This is a genomic window from bacterium (assembly GCA_019695335.1).
Taxonomy (GTDB): Bacteria; CLD3; CLD3; order SB21; family SB21; genus JABWBZ01.
In genome coordinates, this window is record JAIBAF010000076.1 from 1 (window position 1) to 16,188 (window position 16,188).

The window sequence follows — 16,188 nt, forward strand, 5'->3', positions numbered from 1 at the left end:
ATGCTCGTGTTATTGAAACCGACGACAAAGCCGCTCTGCGCACAAAGCGGCATCGCCAGTAAAGCCGTCATTATCATGATCCAACGTATCATAAATTGTTCTCCAATAATTTCAAGCAATACCGTTATTCGGTTTTATCCGGTTGATTCCGGGCGATAAAAAAGTACACCACGAACGCGATACCGGCAAATAAGAACATCAGTCCCATAACTGCCGACTCGCTGATGTAAGGAAATAATTCAGCAACCGCCAGCGCTACACCAATCCCCAATAAGACCATCCCCCATTTGAGAGAATTCAAAGGATTGTCAAGACCTCGACGAAAGAGATATTTGACTTTATCGTCGACCATGCCTTTGTCGATCAGTTTCTGGCGCGTCCGGTTGTCCGTGACAATTTTGACGATCAATGCGATACTCAAAAAGACCGTGATGGGTACCAATACTTCTGCTCCGTGCATATAACCTCCATTGGTTAGGTTTATTAAATACTTAACTTTTCGTCGTCTACCCAAACAGACCGGTCAAAAAGGAAAAGGTTGCACTTGTTTTGTATATTTTTTATTGCAACATTTCGCCGGTTGCCCTGTCTAACCCAAGCAAGAGGAAAAAGGGCATGAATGAAGATCAGTTGGTAATTCAAAGTATTTTAAGCGGCGACATTCAGGCCTATAAAACCATTGTCGACCGTCACCAACGCCTTGTGGCACACATGGTTTTCAAAATGGTGTCCAATCCGTCCGATCAGCAGGAAATTTGCCAGGATGTATTCATTAAAGTCTATGAGAATCTGAAGTCTTTTAAATATGAATCGAAGTTATCTACATGGATCGCCAAAATCGCCTATAATACGTGCCTGAATTATCTCCAGAAAAAGAAAGTCGATTTGTATGAAGACATGGCGACGGCTTACGAAGATGAATCATCCGAAGGCAGAGAATTGAATTTTACCGAAAATATCTGGGGCGGTTCTATAGGGCCGGATGAAAAGCTAATGCACGGCGAACTAAGCGGATTTCTCAAACAGGAAATTCAAACTCTTCCGGCGCAGTATAAAACGATCCTGTCTCTGTATCACATGGACGAAATGAGTTATGAAGAAATTGGAAGTATTTTGAATCTGCCGGAAGGCACCGTAAAAAGTTATCTTTTTCGCGCGCGTAAGATGCTCAAAGAAAAATTGCTCGCGAAATACAAGACTGAGGAATTGTTATCATGAACCATTTAACCGATCACGACATTCAATCCTATCTCGATCATCTTAAAAACCCGGAGATAGAGGAACATCTCGCTACGTGCACCGCGTGCCGCGGTCAGGTTGAATTATACAAACAGATTTTTGCAGGCCTGAAGGAAGAAGAAAATATCGTTCTGCCTTCCAATTTCTCCAATCTCGTAATCGGACAAATTGAAGGCCTGCACGAAAAACGTTCCCGGTGGAAAGAATGGTTGCTTACCGGACTGACGGCGTTTTGCGGCATCGCGATAACCGTCTATTACTCCACGGCTTCCATTTCGGCCGAAACATTGGAATCATGGTTTCCGGAAATCGAATGGGACGTGATCGCCGAATCGTTGACCGACCGGTTGGCCGATACGATCGGCAATAATTTCCACTTCCTGATTTTTGGGTTATTTATCCTGCTACTGATCGAATGGATGGATAAAAAGCTTATTCGTCCCCGCCTGCATCGTTAAAGTTGATTAAAAATCCTGCCTGCTGATATTTTCCACACCCCTTGATTTTTCCATGAAAAAATACTTGCAAAACGGAAAATTCCGTTGTATAATAAAGTCCCCAAACAGAGGCACTCCCTCAGCCTCTGGGCTACGATAGAGGCCGGAGCCGCAAGGCTCCGGTTTTTTATTTTCCTTGACGATTTTTCTAATCTTTTTTCTTCATCAATTCCGGCCAGTTTTTATGCGCCGCTTTGATCAGGCTGTCGCGATTGGCTGTCCATTTTTCACGGATTTTCATTGAATAGTTAAAGTATAACCGGCCGTCAACGATCGTCCAGGCTTCGGGATCGGCCTCATAAACGTAATTATTGCCGGCGGCGTACGCACAATGGCCGCCGAATTGCGGTTTATAGGATTCCGGCGATGCGAGAAACATTTTTTTATTTTCCTCGGACGTGAAAAACCATTGCTTCCCTTCATGCGTCGTAGTGATCGCGTCCGAGCCTTTGACCGCGTCATTCTGAACAAAATACGCAACCGGATCGTAACCACGAATGGCTACGTCTTGTGCTTGCACGCAGGACACGAAAACGCCTATGATAAGAATGAACATTCTCATGTTTTTCCTTTCTTATTATTAAACCGTTTGAATAAAAAAATCGGTCTTATCATAACTCTTTTTCAGTCCTGATTATTCCTTGTCCGTAAGATTATTATGATATCACATCATTGACAGCTACCTGTTCAGGCAGTATATGGGTGTAATAATAGTCTGATTTATGAAAATAGCAGACCTTTAGGGTGGTTGTAACCGGATCGCGTTTCCTCTAATTTGACTTGTTTTGCAATTCACTGAGCAAAGAAACAGATCAAGAGAGATAAGAAATATTATGCGGTTTTGTTATGTTATGTTGACAGCCTGCCTTTTCCTTGCAATGAATCAAATATTAAAAGCGCAAAGCTTGTTCGCAGATAGCAGCAAAAAAGTTACTTGGCCGGTTCCATCGTTCAACATGGACGTTGCGGTCGATCCGCAAACCTATCACATGGGACCCGGCGACCAGTTGTCAGTTTCGATAGGAGGCCCCATCAACGAAAATTTTAAAACCGTTGTCTCACCGGAAGGAGTTGTCATTCTTCCGTCCGCACGGGAAGTCATGTTATGGGGTTTGACACTCAGTGAAGCTAAAGTTAAGATCATTGAAATCCTCCGGGCTATGTATATTCACGCCAACATTTCAGTGAATTTGATCGGATTAAGAACGATGGCTATAGACGTTGCTGGTTTTGTGGAACACAACGGCCGCGTTGATATATCGCCCGTTGAACGCGTTACTCAGGCAATTCAAAAAGCCGGAGGTTTTCTGAATGATGCTTCGCGACGCAATATACAGGTCAGAAAAAAAAACGGCGAAACATTACGCGTCGACATAGTTAAACGTAATAACACCGGTAATCTTGAATGGGATATTGCCTTGTCGAATGGTGATATAATCTATGTACCGCCGGCTTATGCGTCAATTTATGTCTATGGCGCTGTCAGCCTGCCCGGACAATATGAATTCGTAAAGGGCGAGAGGATCTTAGACATTGTTGAGTTATGTGCCGGGTTAAAATTTGGTGCAGATTCGACTCAGGTTGAATTAGTACGATTTCAAAACGATACTGGAAAAGTAATTCAGCGCTTTAATTTAAGTTTGTGTAAAATGATTGAATGCAAAGATGATCCGGCTATTAACATGCTTCTATGTCCGGACGATCGAATATATTTTCGGTTTGTGCCGCAATTTCATCCGATGGCCAATATTACGATTGAAGGTGAAATTATATATCCGGGCGTTTATTCAATCGTTGAGAATAAAACAAAGCTATCGGATGTTCTTAATGCCGCCGGTGGATTTTCCAACCAGGCTTCCGTCAACAAAATCATGATCTACCGCGACAAAAAACTTGAAGGTGAAGACTTGGAATACAATCGCCTCAAACTCACTCAGGCATCCGATATGACTGAGATCGAACAAGCTTATTTCAAAGCAAAATCGCGCCAGGAATACCTGACCGTGCAAACCGATTTTGACCAATTATTTAAAAACGGCAAAATTGACGAGAAGTACGATATTATGTTGCGACGTGGAGATGTCATCAATGTTTCGCCCGTTAAACATACTGTTTCGGTTATCGGCGGTGTCGTTCGGCCTGGAATTTTGGACTGGAAAATAGGATTGAACTATAAAGATTATATTAATAAAACCGGCGGATTTAAAAGCAGCGCTAAGCGAAGTGATGTACGGATCATCCGCGATTTCGGCCAGCATTGGATTGATGCCAGTAATAGTTCAGAGATAAAAGACGGCGATGTTATTTTCATTCCGGAAAAAAAACCATTGGATGCATGGAAGGTTTTCAAAGATACCATGGCGTTCATAGGGCAATTAGCCACCGTGACGGCTACGATTATTCTTATTTATTCTCAAGTACATCAAAACAAGTAACGTCCATTACTGGTTATTCAATGCCCACTCAGCCGTCACGCCCGCCATCTCACCAAACACATCTTCAGAATTTTTGCGGCTACGTTTGAGAATGCGAAATCCATGATCAGCCGTATCGAGGATATGAAGCGTCGCCCGCGGAAGTTTTTTGCAAACCGGTTCGAGCAAAGCCAAATCAGCCAATTCATCCCGCGTTCCGTTGAGAAAAAGCATCGGAATATTCACGCCGGTCAAATGATCGGCGCGTTTCGTATCCGGTTTCCCGCGCGGATACAGCGGAAATGCAAACAGCACCAGCCCGATCACGCCTTCAAGCGGCGATTCCGACGCAGCCGTCGACGTCATTCGCCCGCCGAATGAATGCCCGCCGGCCAGAAGCGGAAGTTCCGGAGCAGCTTCATGCACCGCCGCTATGGCCGAACGCACAGTCGCCGTACAAATCGGTTTCGGATCGATACGCCGCCCGTATTCCATATATGGAAAATTATACCGGAAAGTCGCAATACCTACTCCGCCCAACGCCTCCGCAATTTTCTGCAACGTCGCATGCCGCATATTGGAACTGGCGCCATGACCCAAAACAAGTAAATGTGTCGCATCGGTTGGCTTCATCAATATCGCCGAAACTTCACCGGATGAAGGCGTCGCAAGAAATTTTAATTCGCGAATATCGATAACAACACGAGCCTTTGTAACTTAATATTACGGACAGTGTAAGCCTCGCACATAACAAAGTCAATTGTGGAATTCACAGAATGAGGAGAGCCGCTCACGGGTCATTTCAAAAATCACCCTTGCCAATTGAAACGGCAACTTATAGAATCTGTATTACGTAGTTTATGTTTCATAATGAAGACTGATATAGAGGATTTTGGAATGAGAGCTGTGATCGTTCTTATTTTTGGAATACTGATGTCGTGTGGTAATCCCGAGAATACCAAAAAAACTTCCATCGACGAAGAGATCGAAGCCAAGGTCAAGACCGGAAAAACATACATTCTGGGAATCGCCAAAAAAGGAGAAAATCGTAACCAACCTCACGACGTCGTCGAGCAACTTCAAAAAGAACACCTGCGATTTTTGTTTGATTTACGGCACCGAGGGATCCTGCTTTTGGGAGGCCCTATACTGGACGAAGGAACGATCATGAACGGTATGTGCATTCTCGCATTAGAATCGAAAAGCGAAGCGGAAAAAATAATGAATGACGATCCGATGGTCAAATCGGGAAGAATGACGCGTGAATTTTATACTTTTTTCGGTATACCCGGAGAAGGATTACCAAAAACCCAATAGCTATTTCAACATCATAAATTGACATTACACAAAAAATGTGTATTGGCAAGCCTCATTGACGTTTTCATTGTTCATTATTTATTGACTATCTTACGTAAATCATTGATTTATAATGTTCAACCCTATCCGGCGATAGGTTATTCCTTCGTATGATAGGGCGATCCTATCGCGCGATAGGACATTCCTATCCACTGGTAGGAAAGTTCCATAGTTTGCATAGGTACCACCTATCCCTCCGATAGGCGATTCCTTTGCGCGTATAGGATGATGCTTCGTACGATAGAAATTCATCCTATTGTACGATAGGTTGTTCCTATCCGCCGAAGGAAAGTTCCTTCATTCCGATGAAATGGCCCTATCGTACGATAGGACGGTCCTATTGATCTGAAGGGATCTTGCTATCACGGGATAGGATGATGCATCGTACGATAGGACAAACCTATCCACGGATAGGACGATCCTATCGGAGACAGGAAAGCTTCGATTTGACAATAGCGATAATTTGATAGAAAACGGGAAAATCTTGGGTTCTATTATTCATTACTCATTATTCATTATGAAAAGTTTTCTTGCAAGTCCCGAAACAACGACGTACAATTACGGCGTAGCTCATTTTTTAGGGTTTTTAATGAATCGGAATTACTAAAAAGATAAACGCCATAATGGCGTTTATGAAGAAGTTATCCAGATCGCCCGCAATCATTTGGAAACTAAATTTATGGATGAAAAAACTTTAAAGGTGTTTGTCGCTCCCTGGGAAGAAGACAATTCTGGCTGGGTTCGGATGACAAACATATATGACATTTATTCGCGCGGTTACGTTAAGATAATCGAAAATAAAACCAAGCGGTATATCGTTTGTGTTGTACGCACATTGGACGATAACTTCATGGAGAACTACAATGAGCGTAAACATACAAAAAAGATTCCAAAGGATGATCCAAATGTCATTGTAATGAATGAGTATTACAGGGACTTACTTCGTATTTCAAAAAACGATATACTCACTTGTAGAATAGAAAAAGTTTCGAGCTTTTGTTATAAATTGTACGCATTTACGCACCATCCAGATAACGCTATAGTAATCGCTACTTGGTTAAGTATATGGTCTGTTTTTCTTGGATCAATTGGATTGATTCTAAGTGCCTGTGGCCTCGTTAGATGTTATATGAACTGGCGACCTCGGATAACAAGCGGCTTACATGTCCGCTCCTCTCGCCGTTGGCGGGATCCGCACATGGCGCTCTTTAAGATTTGCATCTGATGATTAAGACAGTTAATCTATTATCTGTTCGGTGGTACACTTCGCGCCATGTCTTGTAGCGTTGGGCGTAATGCGGCAATCGGCGTAATATTTTGTTATTTAAATTGGAGGTAAAGATGAAATTTTTTTTAAAAATGATCCTTGTCTATCTATTCTTTTTGGGGAGTTTGTATTCTCAAGAATCAGAAAAACATTTAGAGAGGTTTTTTATTGTTCTTAAATCAAGTGAAAGGATTGAGGGAAACCATGGAATCCTTTCAGATGAACAATTCGATGGACAAAAAAACAATGGTAAGAAATTTACTATTAAAAAAAATGAAATTAGTTCTCTTTATGTTGCAAAGGGATCTAAAGCCATGAAACTATCATTTCTGGGCTCATTAATGGGCTTGGTAATTGGCATAGGAAGCATAGTAATCGACAAAGATGGTGTAACCCAAAATTCAACATCAATAAAGACTATTGTTGGTTTAACGATCGGAGGAGGACTAGTAGGAGGATTAATTGGAATTTCAGAGACAAAATGGGAAAGAGTAATTATTAAATAACGGTTACTTTAATCTACAATAAGGAGAAGAAAGTGAATAGGTCTTATTTTTTCGTAAGCAGCTATATGTTGGCCATGTTAATTTCAGCCCTTTTTACGGGATGTGGAACATCACGAATGACCATTAATCCATCATTTTGGGAAAATAAAACGCAAAAAATCGGTATTGTTATAGGAGGCTTTCCGAAAGCAGCAGCTTACAAAGGAGGCAATCAAGGTCTTCTTGATATCGCTATTAACGAAGCAATGGCAGGTAGCCTCGAATCACATTTGCGGTCCGTTGATATGACTCCGTTTAGCAATATAGCCGATCAATTTGTTCTTCAGCTTAAGGAACGAGGACTAACTGTTACAAAATTAACGGAACGTGGATTTGTTGACCCTGATATTTCGAGCTCTGGTGGTAAAAAATATATCAGTTGCAACTTTAAGAAACTGATGCAAAAAGAACCAGTGGATATTGTTCTTTTCCTTGAGATAGTACGATTTGGCACTATCAGAAGTTATTATGGGTTTATACCAACTTCTGACCCCAAGGCTTTGTGCCAGGCAAGAGCATATCTAATTTCCACCAAGGATTGCGAGTTGTTATGGACATTCGAAATGCAAGAAAAAGAGTCTATTGTTCCGGTTGTCGGTGCATGGGATCAATCACCCGATTATCCAAATGTAACAAACGCTCTTAACGCAGCCATGAAAGAAGCTGGAAATTTGATCATAAATGATTTCTTCAAAAAAGATGCAAATGACAAGTAGCCCAATGCCGACCGTCATAACGTCGCCGTCAGGCGTTCGCTTACTGCTCGCGGAGTATTTAAAATAGGACTTTTACAGTGAATGAATTATTTCCTAATATAAATTTCTGCTCGCAGTTCGTCCATATCGTGGCGCGAGGAGCGAGTAGAAATTGTTTATAGATACCTTGCGCTGCGACACGGCGACTGCACGCGAACCGTTATCCGACAGACTGCAAAATGGAGAGATTATGAAGAAATCCTATTTTGATTCAGCCAAAAAATACTTGTTATCCTTTGACGGTGTTACTGAAAACATTCTAGACTCTCAAATTGTATTTGATGAAAGTCAAATCCCTAAAACAAAAAGCGATCTCTTCTTCAAAATGATTAGCCATGCTTGTAATAGGCAAGGAATGCCAAATTCAATTGGAGATATAAAGGCTATTTCTCAGTTTCTATATAATTTTGATTCTGATGCTACTGCCGAAAACTATAATTCATGGGATGATTTGTTTGAAAGAATTAAGGGGCACTACAAACCCCCAGGACGAATGGTCAAATCAAATCCCCATAGCCATTGGGTCATTTTTTGCAAATCTATTATTTCAATCGCGACTTTTTTAAAGAGGTTTATCACTATAGATGACTTTGATTCGTTTGTTTCCAGTTTCATTTCTCATTCTGTCGCCGATGTTCGTTTAGGATTGCCTCTTATTTTAGAAAAAGAAATATTTGGTTACAAATTTGCGTTAGCTTGCGACTTCCTAAAAGAGAATGTGTCGCCTGAATTCGTAAAGCCAGACACTCATATCAAGGACATATTTATAGGGCTTGGCATTTCCAACCCAGATGCATCTGATTTTCAAATATTTCGTGATGTGATTGCGTACTCTGAAGAAATTAAGACAAAACCTTATACTGTTGACAAAATGTTTTGGCTGGTTGGAAGTGGTGATTTCTACAAGCACAAAGTGATTATTAGAAGCAACAAAAAAGAGTTTATTGCAAAAGTAAAATCAAATGCTCTATAGTATCATAGTTTGCAGTCCGTCCTATAGCATGCGGCTTACACGTGCCGCTTCGTGCGCCAGCCTGCGACTCGTTATACACATTCAAATATAAATTGGTAAATCCTTCAAGTTGTTTTGAACATAACGCAATAAGGAATTCTAAATTAAAAAGGAAATCTCCATGAGTTTAACCCGCCGGAAATTCTTGCAAGCCTCTTTATTCTTTGGCTTCGCCATTACAACAAAAAAAAGTTGGGCTGACAATCTTCCCCTATCGGCTATTGAACGCCGTGACCTCTTTCCACAGGGTGTGGCATCCGGCGATCCGACCGCTGATAGCGTCATCTTGTGGACGAGACGTCCTCCTGTAAAAGACAATGCTACCAAAAAATTGACCGTTGAAATATCGACCACCCCAGACTTCAAAAAAATCCTGTCAGGCGGTACGGCCAATATGAGCGCTGACTCGGATTGGACATGCCGTTTTCTCGTTACCGATCTCAAGCCCAGCCGCGAATACTGGTACCGTTTCATTGATGACCAGGGTTTCGCCAGCCGGATCGGCCGTACTATAACGGCGCCTGCCGATGACTCCGACAAACCTGTTCGTTTTACTTTTGTATGTTGCCAATGTCCTAACGAAGGCGCCCTGAATGCTTACCGGAAAATGATCTTTGAAGACGAGGCGCGTCCGAAAGATCAACGGCTTGATTTTGTCTTACATCTCGGCGATTTCATCTACGAAGTGACGTGGTATGCCGAAGATAATCCGAACGGAAACCGCGGCCGCCGCATCCGGGATCTTTACAAATTCCCGCAAGGCCGGAAAGTCAGTAATTTTCATTTGCCGGTTACACTCGAGGATTATCGCACGTTGTACCGTGCCTATCTGGAAGATCCTGATTTGCAGGATGCGCGGGCCCGTTGGCCGTTTGTCTGCGTGTGGGACAATCATGAATTTGCGTGGGCCGGCTACCAAAGTCAGTATGTGGCCGGCGGCGGCTACAACGCTCCCGCACAAAACCAGAAAGTCCATGCCAACCAGGCCTGGTGGGAATTCATTCCCGCGCGGGTTTCACAGCCCGGTAATCCGAAGCTGGAGCAATTCAAAGCGCCGGAGGTCGTGGATACACCTCTCGAGCCGTACAACGATGAAGGACTCTCCGAAGAGCCGAACAACCTGAAGGCGATTCACAGTCTGAAGATCCAGCGTGTATTGCGTTGGGGCAAAAATGTCGATTTACTGCTGACCGACAATTGGTCGTTCCGCTCTCCCGATTTGTCGGGCGATGATTTTGGTGTACCTTATCCCAGCGTATTCCCGCAATCGGTTTTTGAAATTGTAGATTACGGTCGTCATTATAATGGAGGCAAACCACCCGATACCATTCGTTTCAACGGCAAAGACATCCCGAATCCGACAAAAGATGTTCATGCCCAGACTTTCCTGGGCAGCGAGCAACGGCGCTGGTTTATGGAACAGCTCGGCGCTTCCAAGGCACGCTGGAAAATATGGGGCCATTCTTTCGGCACCATGGCATGCCGGAGCGATTATCAGAACCTGCCCGGCGAATTGGGCAGCACGTGGCCGAAAGATGCCGGGTATGCGATGTTCGACGATCGATTCCTCTACGACAAAGACCAGATCTTTGATTTCATACGCGATCAGAAGATCACCGGTTTTGCGGTCGTTGCAGGCGACCGTCATGCGTTTTATGCCGGCTTGGCCTCCAAGGCGCTGCCGCCGAAAAAATTCGAACCGTTAGGCGTGGAATTCATCACCGGTTCCATCTCACAGCAGACGCTTTTTGAAGTCATGGAATTCGCCATGAAAAAAGATCATCCGAAACGTGTACTGCACCTGATCGATAAACCCGATGGTACGGTAATTCCTTCGATGAATGTTACCGCTTTGCATGGAGTGCTCTCGACTCTGAAGTTAAAAGAAACCGGAGATATGAAGCAGGCCCGTGCCGTGCGCAATCCGGACGTGGCGCCGCATTTGTCATTGCTCGATTACGGTGGGCACGGCTATGCCTTGGTGACCGCCACTGCCGATCAACTCTCAACGGAGTTTGTATGTATCCCTCGGCCTTTTGAGCGCAGTGAAAGTCCTGATGGCGGTCCTTTGGCTTACCGTATCGTACATCGGGCACGGTTATGGAAAGCGGGCGAGACGCCCAAGCTTGAGCAAGAAATTCTTGAAGGCGACCCGCAGTATTGCATCTGAGTTATTGCTTGCGTATAACACGCGGCTCATCTGTTCGTATAATGCTCGTGAAGTTTGAAAATAGGGTTTTTATTACGCATTACTTCTTGATATGCCCGAAATGACAGAATTAATTCCGACAATAAACGAAATCGTTAAGTATGGACTTCAACCTAACTTGACAGAGTCTCACAAAGAAAAATTGCTGGAAAAAAATCTCGTAAAAATTTACGATCTATATTTTGACATAGAATACAAATTTGACGAAGCAAAATTTCCTAACTTTGACAATTCGCAATTTCCAGAAATCAGACAAAATGTTGCATCTAATTTCAAGGATTTCGGATTCTACAAAACCGTTCTTGATATCAACGACATTGATAACTTAAAGGACAACGCGATTGGTGATGCAATTGATGATCTTTCTGATATTATCCTCGATCTTTTAGAAATTAAATGGCGAATTGAAAACAACAGTTTAGCAGATGGGCTTTGGTTTTTTGAACTTATATTTTACAGCCATACACAAAAACACATCCTCGACTTGTTGAACTATATGAAACAGAAGAATGGATAGACATACGGTATATACTTAATTCATATCCTATGAACGTACAAGCTCAAATCAAAAAATATATTACCGGCCAGCCGGAACCAAAACGTAGCGACATGCAGGCATTGCATCGCATCATCATGCAAATAATGCCGGCATGTAAATTATGGTTCCTCGATGGTAAAAACAGTGACAATAAAACTGTTTCTAATCCGAATATTGGATATGGATTGTACACGATAAAATATGCTGATGGAAAAACCCGGGAGTTTTATCAAATCGGTATGAGCGCTAACACAACCGGAATCTCGGTCTATATCCTCGGTATTAAAGACAGAACCTACTTGGCCAAGACATATGGAAAAAAACTTGGCAAGGCGAGCGTGAGCGGGTATTGCATCAAGTTCAAAGCGTTAAAAGACATGAACATCGATGTACTTGAAGCGGCCATACGATACGGAATTAAGGCAACAAAATAACGGCGAATACCACCGCGTTCAATCGTACGTTCGTGCCCTCCGGCTGTTAATTCATCATTCACAAGCTTGCATATGTTGTAACAATGCGCTAATTTAGTTCAATAATAAGTTGAGGTCTTGACATGAAAAAAATTGTTGCACTTTCACCCCAACCGGATTTGAAATTATGGCTGAAATTTGACGACGGCGTTGAAGGCACTGTTGATCTATCTCATTTAAAAGGTAAAGGTGTATTTCAGATTTGGGATGATGTTCAGGTATTTCAACGTGCCTATATCGACGTCAAAACCGGAGCCGTTGCGTGGAGTGACGAAGTCGATGTGTGCGCTGATTCTTTGTATTTGAGATTGACCAACAAACGCGCCGAAGAGCTTGTTCATGCCCAAAATTAGTTTTTTCTACGGCATAGATATATACATGTATTATGATGACCACGTTCCCGAACACTTTCATGCGATTTATGGTGAGTTTGAAGCGATCATAGGGATTGACAACCTGTCGGTAATTGCAGGTTTTCTCCCACCACGCGCTCTGGGACTTGTGATAGAATGGGCGGCGGCACACAAGAACGAACTTAAGGAAAACTGGCTACTGACAAAGAATCAATCTCCTCTTAAAAAAATCGAGCCTTTAAAATAATAATCCCCTCCATTTGGATATGCCAGCTTAAATACGACAACCATTATATTCCATTGCTCATTATTCATTGTTCATTGAAAAACTTTCGCGGGCCATTCGCGTATTACAACGCAACCGAATCGGAGCCTGACGCATGGAAAAAATTAAAACAATGAGATTTCTGGCAATCGGACTACTTGCCGTCCTCAACCTTTCTTTCGGTTTTCTTTTCCAGGTGAGCCGCGATTTGATTTGTTACACCGAACTGCTGGTACTTGTGATCAGCAGTATGGTTTATTGGGGATTAGCGATCCGTCCGATCGATCGAATCATCCGAAATATTTTTTCCAGGGATCAATGGAATGTGCCGCAGAAAGTTGCCGCGTTATTGATTTTCTCCGGCATTGCCCTCGTACTGAATCTCATGGTCGCGCAGGCAAGTGTCTTCCTGATCATCAGCTACTGGTTGGATATTGATACTCCGGCGGCAGACATACTCGTCGCGACGTTGACCAATAATATTGCCGGCAATCTTTTGTGCTTTTTCTCACTGGCCGGGATTACCATCTACGAATTATTTTCCTCCACGTCACGACCCGGCGGGGAAACGGAAAAACCAAGTTTCGTGATGCTCTCCGCCGGCTACGCGGTTACAAAAGTTCCATTTACGGACATCCTCTACGTTCAATCCAATCAAAACTGCATTACGATTCAGACTCATACCGACACGTTTGTCAAATATCAAAGCCTCAAATCTTTTTTGAAAGAGTGCTCCTATCCGGCATTTAAAAGAATCCATCGCTCTTTCGCGGTCAATGAAGATTACGTTTCGAAAATTGAAACCAATGAAAACGGCGATGGCCGGGTCTATCTGAAGAACGGATCGTCCGTAAAATTGAGCCGCACTTTCAAAAAAGAATTGCAATCCTAATACCGCTTCTAATAAATTTTTTTGAATTAGGTTGATTATGGCTCCCCTCTTCAAGGAGGGATTGGACGGTAGTGTGTACTGCTGAAATTAACTTTCTTTTGGCAACGCGCCAAAAGAAAGTTACAAAGAAAAACGCTGCGGCTATGCAAAAAACGCCTGAACCAACGTTCGCTTTTGGACGCGGAAAACAGTTACTACAGTTATATTTATTCAAAAATTGAAGATAAGCTTCACGTTTTCCGCATCATGATATGCGAACGTTGGTTCTTAGTCCGGCGTTTTTTGCAAGGCCGTGAATAATTGAGTCGGAACGATTCAAACAACAAGAAGTTATTCCTGAGAAATAGCATCAAGCTTTTTTAATCCATTGTGACAAATGTGTGTCAGTTCGAGCTCAGTCGAGAACTGACAAACGGTAATCACCTTTAAGGCTCTCTCAGTGGGAAATCCATTAAAATGTTTCAAAAACGTTTGTGAAGAAAAGGTGAACGGCTGCCGAACATCCTCCGTTTATCACGTCCATTCCGCAGGTTATCATGTTTCTTAAAACGAACGATCCGATTCTTTCGTAACATGATGCAAAAAACCGCACATCATCCGAAAAAGGCGCGCCATGTTCAAAAGCAACCTGATCAGTTCACTGCGTTTTCTGAAACGTAATAAGAAGTTTGCATTCGTCAATATTTTGGGACTGACATCCGGCTTTTCCTCCATTCTTCTGATCCTTTTCTTCGTACGTCACGAACTTTCTTTTGAAAACTTTCATGAAAACCGGGATAACATTTACCGGATCAATTTTTCTTACAAAGATAACTCGGGCAACGTGACCACCCTGGTGAATTCGCCTCCGGCATTTGGACCGGAAATTCAGCAACGTTTTCCCGAGATCGCCCGGGTCAGCCGGATGCGGTATGTCCTGAATGCGCTCTTGGGCAACGGGCAAAAACAGTTTTATGAAAGCCGCGGATACTATGCCGACTCGTCATTTCTAAAAATCCTGCAGTTTCCATTCCTGTCCGGCGAACGTGAAACGGCTCTGAGTGCACCCAACTCCATCGTCATCACGAGAGCGATGGCGGAAAAATATTTTGACGATCCGGACCCGGTCGGTTCCACGCTTTTGTGGAACAATACGACGCCGCTGAAAGTGACCGGCGTTCTGGCAGTTCCGTCCAATTCACATCTGAATTTTGATTTCCTGATTTCATTTCAAAACTATATCGTTCCGCAGGGCTATTCATCCGACTTGACCAGCATGGATTGGTTGGGCTTCTTAACCTATGTTGAACTCAAGAGTGGGACCGATCCGGCCGATTTTCAGGCCAAACTGCACAAGCTCTATAAAGACCGGGAATCGTCTTTTCGTCCGCTTGTGCAAAACATCGCCGACATTTATCTCGGATCCGACGGAATGGCGGACGACTTATCCAGTCACATCCGCTCAGGCAATAAGTTCAGCGTGTACGCGCTGGTGGTTGTGGCGCTGTTGATCCTCGTCATTGCCGGTTTTAATTTTTCATCGTTGACGAATGCGATTGCGATCAATCGCATCCGGGGCATCGGGATCCGGAAAATTCTCGGAGCCGAACGCCGGGCGATTGCCATTCAACTTCTCTCCGAAAGCCTGCTGATCACCCTGATGTGCTTGGTGATGGCGTATGGCCTGTCGGTCGAATTGTTTTCGATCATCGGAAATGGGTTGGAGTGGGAAATCCCGCTTGAGGCGTCGAAGATATTGGAGACCATTCCGTTATTAATCCCGATCGCATTGATTCTCGGGCTGCTCGCCGGATTGTATCCGGCGCTGATTCTTTCCGGCTACGACATTGTGAAAGCATTGAAAGAAGAATTCCGCGTCGGACAGCGCAGCCTGTTTCAATTCAAGAATCTGCTCGTCACGCTGCAGTTTGTCATTTCGATCGGTTTGATTGCGGCCACCATCGTGCTGACGCGGCAATTAGACTATCTTCACAATCGCTCGATGGGATTTAATAAAGAAAATATAGTCGTCATGAAAATGTTGCCGGAAGAAGTGTCCCGCCATTATGAATCGTACCGGGAACGGTTGCTTCAGAATTCATGGGTTCTCGGCGTGAGCCGGAGCGAAAGGGTCGCCGGCGATCCGTGGCCGTGGAGCGTGATCTACCGCGTCGATGAATCGCCCGAACAAATGAAGGTCGTGTACTTCAACGCCACCGATTACGATTTTGTTGAAACGATGGGAATCAAACTCCGGGCAGGCCGAAGTTTTTCAAGAGGGTTGAAGACCGACTCACTGAATGCGGTTATCATCAATCAAAAAACCGCCGATATGCTCGGTCTCAAAGATCCCGTCGGGCAACAGGTTCATTGTTACGATGTCAATGGGCCGCG

The 16,188-nt window shown here is 43.6% G+C and carries 17 protein-coding genes; 14 read left to right on the forward strand and 3 right to left on the reverse strand.

The genetic code is table 11. The annotated features are described in order from the left end of the window. Window positions 1-124: 124 nt before the first annotated feature. Entirely contained in the window at window positions 125-460 is a 336-nt protein-coding gene (locus K1X84_14780; GenBank protein MBX7152892.1) for a hypothetical protein, read from the reverse strand. 155 nt (window positions 461-615) lie between these two features. Between K1X84_14780 and K1X84_14785 the strand changes: the two genes are divergently transcribed. After that, window positions 616-1,218 carry a sigma-70 family RNA polymerase sigma factor gene (locus tag K1X84_14785; GenBank protein ID MBX7152893.1) on the forward strand — a complete coding sequence of 201 codons (603 nt, stop codon included), beginning with the start codon at window positions 616-618 and terminating at the stop codon, window positions 1,216-1,218. Continuing rightward, entirely contained in the window at window positions 1,215-1,697 is a 483-nt protein-coding gene (locus K1X84_14790; GenBank protein MBX7152894.1) for a hypothetical protein, read from the forward strand. Before K1X84_14785 ends, K1X84_14790 begins: the two co-directional genes overlap by 4 nt. Window positions 1,698-1,884: 187 nt before the next feature. Here K1X84_14790 and K1X84_14795 read toward each other — a convergent pair whose 3' ends face one another. Next, window positions 1,885-2,298, reverse strand: a complete 414-nt coding sequence (locus tag K1X84_14795; protein ID MBX7152895.1) for a YHS domain protein — start codon at window positions 2,296-2,298, stop codon at window positions 1,885-1,887. A gap of 343 nt (window positions 2,299-2,641) precedes the next feature. On the opposite strand from K1X84_14795, the gene K1X84_14800 reads away from it, so the two are divergent. Then, window positions 2,642-4,171 (forward strand): SLBB domain-containing protein, encoded by a 1,530-nt coding sequence (locus tag K1X84_14800; protein MBX7152896.1) that lies wholly within the window; start codon window positions 2,642-2,644, stop codon window positions 4,169-4,171. Window positions 4,172-4,177: 6 nt separating this feature from the next. Here the strand turns inward: K1X84_14800 and K1X84_14805 are convergent, their stop codons facing one another. Then, window positions 4,178-4,846: an alpha/beta hydrolase gene (locus tag K1X84_14805; GenBank protein ID MBX7152897.1), complete on the reverse strand. Its 669-nt coding sequence runs from the start codon at window positions 4,844-4,846 to the stop codon at window positions 4,178-4,180. Window positions 4,847-5,047: 201 nt separating this feature from the next. On the opposite strand from K1X84_14805, the gene K1X84_14810 reads away from it, so the two are divergent. The 11 genes from K1X84_14810 to K1X84_14860 form a co-directional block, all read left to right on the forward strand. Then, window positions 5,048-5,467 (forward strand): YciI family protein, encoded by a 420-nt coding sequence (locus tag K1X84_14810; protein MBX7152898.1) that lies wholly within the window; start codon window positions 5,048-5,050, stop codon window positions 5,465-5,467. Window positions 5,468-6,847: 1,380 nt separating this feature from the next. After that, window positions 6,848-7,279 (forward strand): hypothetical protein, encoded by a 432-nt coding sequence (locus K1X84_14815; GenBank protein MBX7152899.1) that lies wholly within the window; start codon window positions 6,848-6,850, stop codon window positions 7,277-7,279. A gap of 65 nt (window positions 7,280-7,344) precedes the next feature. Continuing rightward, window positions 7,345-8,034, forward strand: coding sequence for a hypothetical protein (locus K1X84_14820; protein ID MBX7152900.1), 690 nt, complete (start codon window positions 7,345-7,347; stop codon window positions 8,032-8,034). 229 nt (window positions 8,035-8,263) lie between these two features. Next, window positions 8,264-9,046 (forward strand): hypothetical protein, encoded by a 783-nt coding sequence (locus K1X84_14825; protein MBX7152901.1) that lies wholly within the window; start codon window positions 8,264-8,266, stop codon window positions 9,044-9,046. 160 nt (window positions 9,047-9,206) lie between these two features. Next, a complete protein-coding gene (locus K1X84_14830) occupies window positions 9,207-11,255 on the forward strand; it encodes an alkaline phosphatase D family protein (GenBank protein ID MBX7152902.1) in 2,049 nt (682 codons plus the stop codon). Between the two features lie 91 nt (window positions 11,256-11,346). Beyond that, window positions 11,347-11,811 carry a DUF5063 domain-containing protein gene (locus tag K1X84_14835; GenBank protein ID MBX7152903.1) on the forward strand — a complete coding sequence of 155 codons (465 nt, stop codon included), beginning with the start codon at window positions 11,347-11,349 and terminating at the stop codon, window positions 11,809-11,811. Window positions 11,812-11,840: 29 nt separating this feature from the next. After that, the gene (locus K1X84_14840; GenBank protein MBX7152904.1) at window positions 11,841-12,266 is read left to right on the forward strand and encodes a DUF1801 domain-containing protein; all 426 of its coding nucleotides are present in this window, start codon (window positions 11,841-11,843) and stop codon (window positions 12,264-12,266) included. Between the two features lie 122 nt (window positions 12,267-12,388). Continuing rightward, window positions 12,389-12,658, forward strand: a complete 270-nt coding sequence (locus K1X84_14845; protein MBX7152905.1) for a DUF2442 domain-containing protein — start codon at window positions 12,389-12,391, stop codon at window positions 12,656-12,658. After that, window positions 12,645-12,905 (forward strand): DUF4160 domain-containing protein, encoded by a 261-nt coding sequence (locus K1X84_14850; protein MBX7152906.1) that lies wholly within the window; start codon window positions 12,645-12,647, stop codon window positions 12,903-12,905. The genes K1X84_14845 and K1X84_14850 overlap by 14 nt, the downstream gene beginning before the upstream one ends. A 133-nt stretch (window positions 12,906-13,038) precedes the next feature. Beyond that, entirely contained in the window at window positions 13,039-13,815 is a 777-nt protein-coding gene (locus tag K1X84_14855) for a LytTR family transcriptional regulator DNA-binding domain-containing protein (protein ID MBX7152907.1), read from the forward strand. A 613-nt stretch (window positions 13,816-14,428) separates the two neighbouring features. Next, the coding region (locus tag K1X84_14860; protein MBX7152908.1) for an ABC transporter permease at window positions 14,429-16,188 on the forward strand (1,760 nt) is incomplete at its 3' end.